12 protein-coding genes and 1 other RNA gene are annotated in these 12,612 nt (G+C 64.6%); 6 read left to right on the forward strand and 7 right to left on the reverse strand.

Going from position 1 to position 12,612, the window contains the following annotated elements; translation table 11 throughout:
• The first annotated feature begins 21 nt into the window (after positions 1 to 21).
• Both OVA24_RS00295 and OVA24_RS00300 read left to right on the forward strand, forming a co-directional pair.
• Positions 22 to 2,352, forward strand: a complete 2,331-nt coding sequence (locus tag OVA24_RS00295; protein ID WP_267672351.1) for a DUF1592 domain-containing protein — start codon at positions 22 to 24, stop codon at positions 2,350 to 2,352.
• 4 nt (positions 2,353 to 2,356) lie between these two features.
• A complete protein-coding gene (locus OVA24_RS00300) occupies positions 2,357 to 3,619 on the forward strand; it encodes a DUF1552 domain-containing protein (protein ID WP_267672353.1) in 1,263 nt (420 codons plus the stop codon).
• 238 nt (positions 3,620 to 3,857) lie between these two features.
• On the opposite strand, the gene rsmI is transcribed toward OVA24_RS00300, so the two are convergent.
• The 7 genes from rsmI to OVA24_RS00335 are packed head-to-tail and all read right to left on the reverse strand — an operon-like array spanning position 3,858 to position 8,394.
• On the reverse strand, positions 3,858 to 4,538 hold the full coding sequence (gene rsmI, locus OVA24_RS00305) for a 16S rRNA (cytidine(1402)-2'-O)-methyltransferase (RefSeq protein ID WP_267672354.1): 681 nt from the start codon (positions 4,536 to 4,538) through the stop codon (positions 3,858 to 3,860).
• 7 nt (positions 4,539 to 4,545) lie between these two features.
• A complete protein-coding gene (locus OVA24_RS00310) occupies positions 4,546 to 4,950 on the reverse strand; it encodes an acyl-CoA thioesterase (protein ID WP_267672355.1) in 405 nt (134 codons plus the stop codon).
• Positions 4,950 to 6,197, reverse strand: coding sequence for a beta-ketoacyl-ACP synthase II (gene fabF, locus OVA24_RS00315; RefSeq protein WP_267672356.1), 1,248 nt, complete (start codon positions 6,195 to 6,197; stop codon positions 4,950 to 4,952). The genes OVA24_RS00310 and fabF overlap by 1 nt, the downstream gene beginning before the upstream one ends.
• Positions 6,198 to 6,253: 56 nt before the next feature.
• The gene (locus tag OVA24_RS00320; RefSeq protein WP_267672358.1) at positions 6,254 to 6,493 is read right to left on the reverse strand and encodes a hypothetical protein; all 240 of its coding nucleotides are present in this window, start codon (positions 6,491 to 6,493) and stop codon (positions 6,254 to 6,256) included.
• Complete coding sequence (locus tag OVA24_RS00325) at positions 6,474 to 7,271, reverse strand: hypothetical protein (RefSeq protein ID WP_267672360.1); 798 nt, start codon at positions 7,269 to 7,271, stop codon at positions 6,474 to 6,476. The genes OVA24_RS00320 and OVA24_RS00325 overlap by 20 nt, the downstream gene beginning before the upstream one ends.
• Entirely contained in the window at positions 7,268 to 7,705 is a 438-nt protein-coding gene (locus OVA24_RS00330) for an ExbD/TolR family protein (protein WP_267672361.1), read from the reverse strand. The genes OVA24_RS00325 and OVA24_RS00330 overlap by 4 nt, the downstream gene beginning before the upstream one ends.
• Entirely contained in the window at positions 7,702 to 8,394 is a 693-nt protein-coding gene (locus OVA24_RS00335) for a MotA/TolQ/ExbB proton channel family protein (protein WP_267675265.1), read from the reverse strand. Before OVA24_RS00335 ends, OVA24_RS00330 begins: the two co-directional genes overlap by 4 nt.
• A 112-nt stretch (positions 8,395 to 8,506) precedes the next feature.
• On the opposite strand from OVA24_RS00335, the gene pyrE reads away from it, so the two are divergent.
• The 4 genes from pyrE to OVA24_RS00355 all read left to right on the forward strand — a co-directional run bounded on the left by pyrE (position 8,507) and on the right by OVA24_RS00355 (position 12,572).
• Entirely contained in the window at positions 8,507 to 9,073 is a 567-nt protein-coding gene (gene pyrE / locus OVA24_RS00340) for an orotate phosphoribosyltransferase (RefSeq protein ID WP_267672362.1), read from the forward strand.
• A 60-nt stretch (positions 9,074 to 9,133) separates the two neighbouring features.
• Positions 9,134 to 9,229: signal recognition particle sRNA small type (gene ffs, locus OVA24_RS00345), an RNA gene on the forward strand.
• Positions 9,230 to 9,352: 123 nt separating this feature from the next.
• A complete protein-coding gene (locus OVA24_RS00350) occupies positions 9,353 to 10,885 on the forward strand; it encodes a hypothetical protein (RefSeq protein ID WP_267672363.1) in 1,533 nt (510 codons plus the stop codon).
• Complete coding sequence (locus tag OVA24_RS00355; RefSeq protein ID WP_267672365.1) at positions 10,878 to 12,572, forward strand: hypothetical protein; 1,695 nt, start codon at positions 10,878 to 10,880, stop codon at positions 12,570 to 12,572. The genes OVA24_RS00350 and OVA24_RS00355 overlap by 8 nt, the downstream gene beginning before the upstream one ends.
• The last annotated feature ends 40 nt before the right edge of the window (positions 12,573 to 12,612 follow it).

A 12,612-nucleotide genomic window follows, 5' to 3' on the forward strand; every position in this document is an offset into this window, starting at 1 on the left:
CGTATCCGGTGCCCCTGCGACATGCCTTTTCCGCGTACGATCCTTGCCTTCTCCCTGCTCTGCGCCGCCAGCTCCCATGCGGCGGACGATGGCGGCTTCACGGAACGCGCCGCGGAGTTTTTCGCGAACCGCTGCACGGACTGCCATGACTCGGAAACGAAAGAAGGCGGGCTGGACCTGACGAAGATCGGCCCGGACATGGCCGGACACACCGACCTCTGGACCAACATCTACGACCGGGTGAAGTCCGGCGAGATGCCACCGAAGAAACGGAAGAACCGTCCAGAGCCAGAGGAAATCCAGGGGCTGCTCAAATGGATCGAGCCGCGGCTCGCCCAGGCGGATCAGCAACAGCGCGAGGTGTATCTCCGCCGCCTTAACCGGACCGAATACCGGAACACGATCCGCGACCTGCTGGGTGTGGATCGGGATTTCTCCGGCACGCTGCCGGAGGACCAGAAAGCGGGCGGCTTCGACAACAACGGCAAGGCGCTCGCCATTTCCGCCGACCAGATGGAGGCCTACCTCACCGCCGCGTCCGTGGCACTGGACCAGGCGCTGAAACCGGGAGAGAAGCCGGTGACCCACAAGGTGGTGGTGGATCCCGCACCGGAGCTGCTGGAACACATCACGAAATATCCCACCAACAGCTACGCCATCGTCGATGGGATGGCCGCCACCTTCCGGACGGAGCGCGGCACCTACTCCCAGATCGCCACCCGGCAGAACGTGACGAAAAAGGCGGGCCGCTACCGGTTCAAGTTCCAGGCAAAGGCGCTCAACACGACCAAGGACCTCGTCTTCGCCATCCGCAACTACGGCTCCGCCAGCGGCAGCGGGAATCCCGGCTACCTGGAGGTGGGACCGGAGCTGAAGACCTTCGAGTTCGAGATGGATATGGGCTCCTACTCGCCCATCCAGTTCTTCGCCATGGGCCTGCCCTACCTGCCGGACAAGGCGAAGGGAGCGGCCAACCCCGGCATCGCCTTCGGCAAGGTGGAGATGACCGGACCGCTCGCCCCGGTCTGGCCGCCGGCGTCGTACACCCGGGTACTTGGAAAGCTGGATGTCACCAAAGCGACCGCGCCGGATGCCCTGCCCGTGCTGGAGAAATTCATGGCCCGCGCCTTCCGCAGGCCGCTGCAACCGGGCGAGACCGACCGCTATCTGGCGCTGGTTTCCGCACGGATGGAGGCCGGCGCGTCATTCACCGAAAGCCTGCGCGCCGGGATGCTGGCCGTCCTCTGCTCCCCGAATTTCCTCTACCTGCGGGAGGATATGCGTCCCGGAGAGGCCCGCGTGACGGACACCGAACTGGCCTCCCGGCTGTCCTACTTCCTCTGGAGTTCCATGCCGGATGCGGAGTTGCTGGAGCTGGCTGCCGCCAACAAGCTCCGCGACCCGAAGGTGCTGCACGCCCAGGTGGAGCGCCTGCTGGCCGATGAGCGGTCGGAGCAGTTCGTCCGCAACTTCACCGGCCAATGGCTGCACCTGCGGGAAATCAACGCCACCACCCCGGACGCGAAGGTTTATCCGGACTATGATGACCTGCTCCAATACTCGATGGTGGAGGAGAGCCGCACCTTCTTCCGGGAGATCCTCAACCGGGACCTGCCGGTGGTGAACTTCATCGACTCCCAGTTCGCCATCCTCAACGGCCGGCTCGCGCAGCACTACGGCATCCCCGGCGTGGAGGGCATGGCCCTGCGCCCGGTGAGGCTGCCGAAGGACAGCGTGCGCGGCGGCGTGCTGACCCAGGCGAGCGTGCTGAAGGTCACCGCCAACGGCAGCTACACCTCTCCGGTCGTCCGTGGGGCATGGGTGCTGGAAAGCATCCTCGGCCGCCCGTCCCCGCCGCCACCACCGAACATCAATGGCATCGAGCCGGACATCCGCGGGGCGACGACCATGCGCCAGTTGCTGGAAAAGCACCGGGAGGACTCGAGCTGCGCGTCCTGCCACCAGCACATCGACCCGCCGGGATTCGCGCTTGAGGACTTCGATCCCACGGGCGCGTTCCGCACCCACTACGTGAATTACGAGGCAGGCGACGGGGAAAAGGAGAAGGGCAGGCTGGTGAACGGCCCACCGGTGGATGCCACCGGCGTGCTCACGGACGGACGCACCTTTTCCGGCATCGCCGGATTCAAAAAGCTGCTGCTCGCGACAGGCCGGGATGATTTCAGGCGTTGTCTCACCCAGAAGCTCATGACCTACGGCCTCGGCCGCGAGCTTGGATTCTCGGACCGTCCCGCCGTCGCCCGGATCATGAATGAGTCCTCCGTGAAGGGGGACGGCCTGCGCACCCTGGTCCACCTCATCGTCTCCAGCGAAACCTTCTCCAACCGTTGATGCCATGAAACAAGCCCGACTCTCCCGCCGCACCTTCCTCCGTGGCACCGGTGTCTCCCTCGCGCTGCCGTTCCTGGAGGCGATGGTGCCGCTCTCCGCACGGGCCGCCGCGGCACAGACCATTCCCCGCAGGTTCATCGCCATCAACATCCCGCTCGGCTTCTTGTCGGAGAACTTCTTCCCGGAGAAAGCGGGCGTGGGCTATGACCCCAGCCCCTACCTCAAAATCGGTGGCACGCTGCAGGACCAGTTCACCGTCTTTTCCGGCGTCAGCCACCCGGGTGTCGATGGCGGGCATGAAACCCAGAAGTCCTTCCTCACCGCCGCCCACCACCCCGCGGCTCGGAGTTTCAGGAACTCCGTCTCCGTCGATCAGGTGATCGCCAAGGCCATCGGTGCGGAAACCCGCTTCTCGTCGATCACCTTGGGCGAGCACAGCCTGGCTGTCTCCGAAAACGGCGTGGTCGTCCCGCGCATCGGCATGCCGGGTACCGCTTACCGCCGTCTGTTCATGTCCGGAACACCGCAGGAGATTGCCTCCCGCGAGGCGGACCTGCGCGATGGCCGCAGCGTGATGGACCTGGTGATGGAGGAGGCGAAAACCATCGAGCGGCACGCCAGCGCAGCCGACCGGGAAAAGCTCGACCAATACTTCACCGCCGTCCGGGAGACGGAGCAACGTCTCGAAAAAGCCGGTGCGTGGGAAAAGACGCCGAAGCCACAGGTGGACGAGAAGCCGCCGGGCAAGTTCGAGGCCGAGGACGTGGTGGCCGCCTACCGTTCCTACTTCGACGTCATGCGTCTGGCCATCCAGACGGACTCCACCCGCGTGCTGACGCTCGGCGGCACCGCCATCGGCACCGTGCCGAAGATCGAGGGCGTGGCGCAGGGCTACCACACGCTCTCCCACCACGGGAAAAATCCGGACCGCCTGAAGCAACTGGAGATCGTCGAGCGCGCGACGATGAAGGTGTTCTTCGATTTCCTCACGCAGCTCCGTGGCTTCCGGGAAGGCGAGTCGAACCTGCTGGAGCGCACCCAGGTGCTGCTGGGCAGCAACCTGGGCAATGCCAGCGGCCACCAGACGAACAACCTCCCGCTGCTGCTGGCGGGCGGCGGCTACAAGCACGGGCAGCACCTCGGCTTCGACACGAAGAACAACTACCCGCTCTCGAATCTTTTCATCACCATGATGCAGCGCGCCGGCGTCCAGAAGGACAGCTTCGGCGGCCACAGCGGCACGATGCGTGGCCTGGAGATGGTGTAAGTCTACCAGTAAGGAGGGTGGACACTCTTGTCCACCGACGGCATTGGCGAATCAGGAAGGAGAAGTTCTCAATGTTCGGTTTTCAGCAAGGAAAAAGCTGAACTCCATTTCTTCCTCTCTGCGATCCTTCGCGGCCTTTGCGACTCTGCGGTAAATCTTTCATGATTCGCCAATGCCGCCGACGGACAGGAATGGGAGCGAAGCGGACATAGCGGCTCTGCCGCAATGTCCGTCCTCCTTACTCCTTGCAGTGCACTAGAAGAACGATCTCCCCCTTCGGCGGATGGGCCTTGAAGTGCGCCAGCACCTCCACCGACGTGCCGCGGTGATACGTCTCGAACTTCTTCGTCAGCTCCCGGGCGACGCAGGTCCGTGCCTCCGGGTCGATCTCCGCCAGAATCTCCAGCGTGGAGACGATGCGGTGCGGGGACTCGAAGAAGATGCCGGTCTCACCGGACTCCAGCGCGGCACTCAGGGCGGACCGGCGCTTGCCGGACTTCACTGAAAGGAAGCCGCCGAAACGGAACGCATGGCACGGAAACCCGGAGCCTATGAGCGCGGTGATGACCGCGGACGGACCGGGCAGCACTTCGATGGGCACTTCATTCTCCAGGCATGCCTGCACCAGCCGGTAACCGGGGTCCGAGATGCCGGGCATGCCCGCGTCGCTGATCACGGCGATGATCTCGCCCGCCTTCGCCGCCGCCACCAGTTCCGGCGCGCGGCGGGCTTCGTTGTGTTCGTGCAGGGCGACCAGCGGCTTTCCGGAAATGCCATGGTGCGCGAGCAGCGGTGCGGAATGCCGGGTGTCCTCACAGGCGATGCGGTCGCAGGATTTGAGGATCTCCAGAGCGCGCAGCGTGATATCGGCAAGATTGCCGATGGGCGTGGGGACAAGGATGACGCGGCCGGTTTCCATGGATGATTCAGATGTTGCCGCCTTCCAGCTTTGCCCGCTCATCGTCGGAAAGGATCCTCGGTTTCCCATCCGACCCCACCCTTACGGTGGTCATGCTGCCGGATGCCGAAAGCTCCCCGTCCTTGCCGATGACCTCGAACTCCCAGGTCACGGACGCGCCGCCGACACGGGAAATGCCAAGCAGCACTTCGATGCGGTCACCCAGTTGCAGCGGACGTTTGAAGTCCGCGGAGACGCCCGCCCGCGGCCAGCCACCGCCGTCGCGTGCGAAGACGATGATACCCCGGGAACTGAGGAACGCGTGCTCCGCGATCTCCACGTAGCGGAAGATGTTCGGGAAATGGACCCAACCGCTGGCATCCGTATCCCCGAAGGCGACTTCGAGCGTCTGGCGGTGCCGCGGGTTTTCCATCACTCGAATTTCCGGACGAGCACGGCGGCGTTGTGGCCGCCGAAGCCGAAGCCGTTGCTGAGGGCCACCGTCACCGGGGTCTCGCGGGCGACGTTCGGGACGACGTCCAGGTCGCACTCCGGGTCCTGGTTCTCCACGTTAATGGTCGGCGGGATGACGCTTTCCTGGATGGCCTTGATGCAGGCGATGAGCTCGATGCCGCCGGCGGCGCCGAGCATGTGCCCGGTCATCGACTTCGTCGCGCTCACGGCCAGGCCGTTCTTCGCGTAGTCGCCGAAGGCCAGCTTGATCGCCTTGGTTTCCGCGATGTCACCGAGGCCGGTGGAGGTCGCGTGGGCGTTGAGATACTGCACGTCCGTCGGGTTCACCTTCGCGTGGTTCATCGCCATCTGCATGGCGTAGGCCGGGCCGGATCCGTCCGGGGTCGGCGCGCTGAGGTGGTGGGCGTCCGCGCTGATGCCGTAGCCGGTCAGCTCCGCATAGATCTTCGCGCCGCGCTTCTTGGCGTGCTCCAGTTCCTCGATGACGAGGACGGCGGCACCTTCACCCATGACGAAACCATCACGGTCCACATCGAACGGACGGGAGGCACGCTCCGGCTCGTCGTTGCGGGTGCTGAGCGCCTTCATGTTCGAGAAACCCGCGAGGCCCATCGGCAGGACGGCTGCTTCCGCGCCACCGCAGAGGAAGGCATCCGCATCGCCGAACTTGATGATGCGCCACGCCTCACCGATGTTGTGGTTGGACGTCGCGCAGGCGGTGACGATGACCATGTTCGGGCCGAGCAGGCCGTGCTCCATGGAAATGATGCCGCTGGCGATGTTGGAAATCATCATCGGGATGGTGAACGGGGAAACCCGCTTCGGTCCCTTGGCGATGTAGGTGCCGTGTTCGCGCTCGAGGGTGGAAAGCCCGCCGATGCCGCTGCCGACCATCACGCCAAAGCGGCGGCGGTCGATCTTCTCCACGTCCACGCCGGAGTCATCCATGGCCATCTTCGCGGCGGCCACGGCATACTGCACGTAGCGGTCCGCACGGCGGGCGTCCTTCGGCACGTTGAAATATCCGTCCGCGTTGAAGTCCTTGACCTCACCGGCGATCTTGCACTCGAACGGCTCCGGGTCGATCTGCGCGATGCGCTTGATGCCGCTGCGGCCGTTTTTCAGCCCATCCCAGGTGGACTCCAGATCATTGCCAAGCGGGCTGAGACAGCCGATTCCGGTGATGACGACGCGTCGTTCGCTCATAGTTTGTCGGGCAACTTTGGCCGCTGCGGCGGATGGGCGCAAGCCCTCATCTCCGGTCATCCCAGACGGCGGCTCCGGCCACGCTCGTTGGCCACTCCGCAGTGCGGGCAGTCCACGACCTTTCCGCGTTCCTGGGTCTCGAACGCATGGAGGCAGAGGCGGCAGATCACCCGGCGGGACAACGCCCGCGCCTCCGTCCGGTTGTGCAGGGTCCGGGAGATCACGGAAAACACCACGACCAACCCGGAAGTTCCAAGCAACAGGAACAGAACGAAGTCAGCGAGGGTCAGGTCCATCCGGAACGGCGATGTTGGTGAACCCCACCGCCACAGCCAGCGTCGGGGACTTTCCGGCGACCGCCGGACCGAAATTGATCTTGCCCAACCAGTTGCGGATGGCCGGAACCCCGTCACCGCCAGAGAGATCCGTGCAGGACAGCACACTGCCGCTCCGGTCCAGTTCCAGCAGGAACTCCCGTGGCGCGGACTCCCCCGCGACTTCCTTGAGTCCGGCGTGATCAAAAACGGGAAGGATGGCAGGAAGTTCCTCCGATGTGATGCCGGACCTGGGATAAAGCACCGGCACCGGAATCGAAGCCACGGGAGGGGCGTCCGGGCCGGACTTCGCCGCGTGCTTCGGGAATATCCGTTCATCCTTGTCCGCCAGATACACCGGAAGAATCTCTTCCCGGGCAGGCAGCTCCTTCAACTTCGGTTCATAACCGCCGATGGACAAACGGGTGGCACTGATCAGGGAGTCCTCCATCCCGGCGCTTTTCTCCCACGCACCCACATCGAAACGGGCAGGATAGGGCCCGCCCTCCTGCGCCCGCAGCGCCCATGTCCTGCCGGCGCCGTCCGCGGGCAGATGGATGATGGATGCTTTCTTCTCCACCCATTGTTGCGGCGCGCTCACCCGGATCCTCACCGTGGCGGCGAACAACGCGAACAAGCCGCCGGTGATCAACAACGCCAGAAAGCCCCGCAAAGGCGTGCCATCCAGCCCCCGCCAGCGGAAAATCCACCGCCGGGTGGCATGCAGGCGATCCCTCACCATGACGGCCGGGCTTTTCATTCCGCCGGCGTGTCGATGGGTTGCACCGCGCTAGGGATGGCTTGGCCGACGTAGGCGATCCGGAAGCCTTTCGCCAGGATGGCCTCGGTCACCTCCCGCTCCACCCCCACAGGGGTCCCGGCATCCGTCTGCATCAGCACGATGGTCTTCGCAATGCCGTCCTGGCCATGGATCTCATCCAGCCGTTCAAGCAACTCCGGCAACGTCATGGAGTCCCGCCCAAGATGAAGGCGGCCCGGTCCCAACGTGACAACCAGCGAATCCCGGAAGCGCTCCATCTGGAAGCGGGACGGCGGCATCTCCACGGAAATGCCGGAGTGCATCACGAACGAAGGCCCCAGCAGCAGGAACAGCAGCAGCAGCGCGAAAAGATTCAGCACCGGCACCGCATGCAGGAAGCCGGGGCGCTCAGGCAGCGTCATTTCCAGTTTCATGGCACCGGGGTCGGTTTCGCCTTCGATTTCTTCCCGGAGCTGACTTCACCCTGGAATGGATGGAATTCCTCCTCCTCCCGCGCATCCGCGATCATGTTCACCATCTCGATGCCGGTGCGCTCCAGCCGGTGGACCAGGCGCGTGGCCCGGCCCAGGAAGTAGAGGTAGAAGAGGTAGAGCGGGATGGCCGTGGCCAGCCCCACCACGGAGGTGATGAGTGCCGTGAACGCTCCGCTGGAAAGCTCCGCCGGACCGGTGACCCCGCCGTGCTCGCTGACCCTCTGGAAAATCTCCACCATGCCCAGCAGGGTGCCCAGCATGCCCACCAGCGGCGCCAGCAGGGCCGCACCGAGGATGGCGCGGATGTTTTTCTCGATCCGGGGGACCTCCAGTTGTCCCGCCTCCCGCGCCACCTCGCGCAGTTCCGCCCGGTTCAGGTAGTAGCGCAGCAGGGAGGCGTGGGCCACCCGTGCCACCGGTCCCGGCGCCCGGGCCGCCTCATGCAGTGCCTCCGCGAAGGCACGCCGCCGCACGTGGTGGGACAGCCCCACCAACAGGTCCCCCACATTGATCCTCGCCCGATGGAAGAAGAACAACCGCTCCACGATGCAGACGCTGCCGATGAATCCGAGGCCCAGCAACACCCACACGAGGGGGCCGCCCTGCTCGATCAGGCCCGAAGGTTCCATCAACTGTCCCAAGATCATCCGGCCCGGAAAATACCCCTCCCCCCGTCCCCGTGGCCAGACGAAAACCCCGCGCTTGCCTCCGCGCCCTCCGGTTTCCAGCATCACCCCCGCCATGCACGCCGCCACCGCCGCCCTCAAAGCCCTCCTCCTCGAAAAATCCGTCCGCACCGGGACCTTCACGCTCGCATCAGGAAAGCAGAGCGACCTCTACATCGACTGCCGTGTCACCGCCCTGGACCCCTTCGGCGCGAACCTCATCGGCGAGCTCGGTTGGCAGGCCGTCCGCTCGAAGATCCACTCGGAGCACCTCAACATCGCCGCCATCGGTGGCATGACCCTCGGCGCGGACCCCATCTCCCTCGCCATCGGCATGGCCTCCGCCAAGTCCCACCCGGACGAGGCGCTCCAGGTTTTCACCGTGCGCAAGGAGCCGAAGGGCCACGGCGCGGGCAAGCAGATCGAGGGCAACTTCAAGTCCGGGGACACCGTGATCGTCGTCGATGACGTCATCACCACCGGCGGTTCCACCCTGAAGGCCATCGACGTCATCGAGCGCGAGGGCGGCAAGGTCGCCTTCGCCGTCGTGCTGGTGGACCGGGAAGAAGGCGGCCGCGAAGCCATCGAGGCCCGCGGCATCCACGTCATCCCCCTCTTCAGCCGCAGCACCCTGCTGGGCTGATCCGGCAACCGCTCACATTTCCATTGCGGAAACCGGTGTGCTGGTTTCTCTTTGCCGCGCTGTCAGGGGCCGTGGAGGTCCGGCAAGCGAACCCCGCCAGGCCTTGATCGGAGCAACGGTAGTTTGTCCGGGCTTGCCGCGGATTCCCTGGCAGCACTTTTTTTTGCCCTCCCTTGGGGTGCCTTCGCCTGATGGACCGGAGGATACAAAGGGGCATTTCCCGGAGAGGACCGGTCCCGCTTCCTTGACTGACGCCCCGCTTTCCGCCAAGCGTTGGGCTTGACCTCCAGAACTTCCTTCATCCCTTACCTCGCCGTGATCGTGGCCGGAGCCGCCGCAGGCTGGGGAGGCTCCCTCATCCTGGCCCGGAAAAACCCCGGCCATCCGGCCACCGGCCAGAACAAATCCCCTTCCTCCACGGAAGTGAAGACCATGCCGGTCTATTCCCGCCCGCTGCCTGCGGAGGCGGCGGACCCCATGTCCCCGGAATACTATGCGCAAATGGCCATCTGGGCGACGGAAGCATCTGCGGAGGACATCCGGAGATTCTGGACCGAATCCGTCCGCCCCGGGAACTACCTTCCGGGGATGCCATCACTGGATGAAGTCCTGCTCGCCCGCTGGGTGGAGCTGGACCCGGAAGGCGCGGTGCGCGCCTTCGGCAATGAAATGGTCGGCACCGGCCCTGCCTGGACCGCCTGGGCAAAGCATGATCCGGAAAAAGCGCTCGCCGCGGCCAGGGCCAGTGGCCGCCGGCGCTCCGTCGAATGGGTCATCAAAGGCATCGCCGAAAATGACCCGGCACGTGCCCTGCAGATGATCGCGGAAGACACGACATTGGCGCCATTCGTCATCGGCTCCATCACCGCGCAGTATGCGAAGGAAGGCAAATACCGCGAGGCTCTGGACCTGAAGTTCCGCTTCGGCACGTACTCCGTCACCCCCGAGCTGCGGCAATGGGCGAAGGAGGATCCCCATGCGGCGATGCGCTGGTGTCTCGACCATCCCTACATCCACCCGATGAACCGGGAGACCGTCTATGAGACGTTCCTCGCCGAGTATCCGGACCAGGCCAACGAGCTGATCGCCATCCTGCCTGATACGGAAACCAAGCTGGAGTTCGGCAGGAAACGGATCGCCAGCCTGGTGGAGAAGGACCCGCGGCAGGCGCTCACCTTCGTCCGCAGCCAGCAGGACATGAAGGCGCGCAACACCCTGAGCATCGAACTCGCCGGGAAGCTGGCGAACACGGACTGGGACACCGCCGCGGAACTCTACAGGGAATACGCCGCCAACAACGGCCAGGTGACCTACCGGCGTGTGTGCATCTACATCGACGAGCGCAACCACACCACCATGGACCAGATGGAACCGTCATGGAAACTCCTGGAGGAGCTTTCCAACCAGCGCCCGAAAGAGGCTTTCGAATTGGTGGCCTCCGTCCCCAACGAAAATGACAGGCCCAAGCTGCGGATGTCGGTGGTGGAACACTGGATGGGCCGCGACCGTTACGGCTTTTCCGAGTTCCTCGCGGCGCAACCGGCGTCCGGCGAGAAGGACAAATGGGTGGAAAGACTGGCCGAAAATCTCGTCTCCAGCATCGAGGCCGGAAAGAACGATTATCCCAGCAGCATGAGCTGGGCTTTCTCCATCAATGATGCCGGCCTGCGGAACAAGGCCCTGAACAACACCATCGGGGAATGGCAGGAGGGCGACTCATCCGGATTCGAAGCCTACCTGAACGACAAAAATCTGCCGAAGGACCATAGGGACACCATCCGCAAGCTGCTCACCACCACTCCCAATGAATAAGGCCATTCCCCTCTCCGTCGCGTTCGCCGCTTCAGCGGCCATCTCGTGGATGGTCGCGTCCCCGTCCGCCCCCAGCCCGGAACCGCGGAAGGCGGATGCCTCCGCCATCCCTCCGCGGACCCCTCCGAAACTGACCCGGGCACAGGCCGACGCCGATCCCGCCTACCAGGGCGCGCTGGACAGGATCCGTGAGGCCACCACCACCAAGGACAGGCTGCAGCTCACCTACGATCTGGCCCACTCCATCCCGGACGAGGATGTGGAAAAATGGCTGTCCGGAAACCTCTTCCGGCAAGACGAGAACCCGGCTCTGGTCGCGTTTTTCCGCAGCATCCTGTTCGGCCGCTACTCCGCCATCGATCCCGCGAAATGTGCGGTCGCCATGACAAAGTCGGGAGGGAGTGGCCTGAGGCCCCACCTGCAGAGATGGGCTGCAACCGACTACCCGGCGGTGCTGGCGCTGGCGGCCAAAACCGCCGACCGGAACCACCGGAACTTCATGCTGGAGGCCGGGCTGCGCGAACAGGCAAAGACGGACCCGGCCGCGGTTCTCGCCACCCTGGAACGGGAGCAGGAATCCTACGTCCCGCTTGATGATGTGATCGCCGCGTTCGGCGCAGCCAACCGCCAGATGGTGCTCGATTGGGCGGACCACCCCCGGCAGGAAACGCAACGCTCCATGACCAGAAAGGCGGTCGCGCGCGCTTGGATGAATGAAGACTTCAATGCGGCCCTCTCCTGGGCCAAGCAGCAGGAAGACGCGGGGGCCTTGCTCACCTATGGCCTCCGGGGCCAGGAACTCACCCCGTCCGGTGTCCTGGGAAAGGTGGGCACCCTTTCCCCGGAGCTGATGCAGACCGTCCTGGCGGGCGCCACCAAACGTGGGGAGTATCTGGATGACTGGATCTCCTTTGACTATGAGGGTAAGGCGGGCCTCACCGCGGAACAGGCGAAAATGGTCCGCTTCAGCGCGATGCAGCGGCTCACCTTCGTCGACACGAGGAAGGCTCTGGAAGCCATCAAACTCCACGGCCTGCCGGACCGCGGCGGAGAGCCATGGATGTTCAAATCCATGGTCCGGGAGATGCACCGTGGGTTCGAGGCGATGGGTGGCGAGGTGCTGGAAGAATGGAAGAAGATCCTGGGGGATGACGCCAAGGAAATGACCCACACCCCGAGGTCCCAGGGCGCGCCGCTGAACTTTCCGGTGCCTCCGGCGGACGCGATCAGGCAGATGGGAGAGACCGGCAAGGTCACCGACACCGGATTCATCACACGCTGGAGCCGGGAGGAAATGGCGCAGGCCATCGAGACCCTGCCCTCCCTCACCACCGGCCAGCTCGAGAATTTCAACGATCTGCTGGATCGCTCCAACGGTGGAGCCGCGCTCGAGTTCCACGCTGCCGTCCTCGCGGAGGCCGCAAAAAAGAAGGCATCCTTCAATGAATTCAAGTATGCGAATGTCGGCTTCCAGCTCGCCCAGCGGAACCCGTCCAACGCGACCCGATGGGCTCTCCAGATGCCGGAAGGCAGCGGCAGGGATCTCGCCATCCGTGGCATCACCGCCCACATGCATGCGGATAGTCCCGAGCAAGCGGAGCAATGGATGTCCGGGCTGGAGCCGGCCGACCGCAAAGCCGCCGAACAGGTCATCCACCACATCCGCACCGTCCACGCGAACGACTAGGCCGTCCTGTTCCGGAGCGTATCCCGGAGATCAGGACCGC

The sequence above is a fragment of the Luteolibacter sp. SL250 genome (genome assembly GCF_026625605.1).
In the GTDB taxonomy this organism is placed as follows: Bacteria; Verrucomicrobiota; Verrucomicrobiia; order Verrucomicrobiales; family Akkermansiaceae; genus Luteolibacter.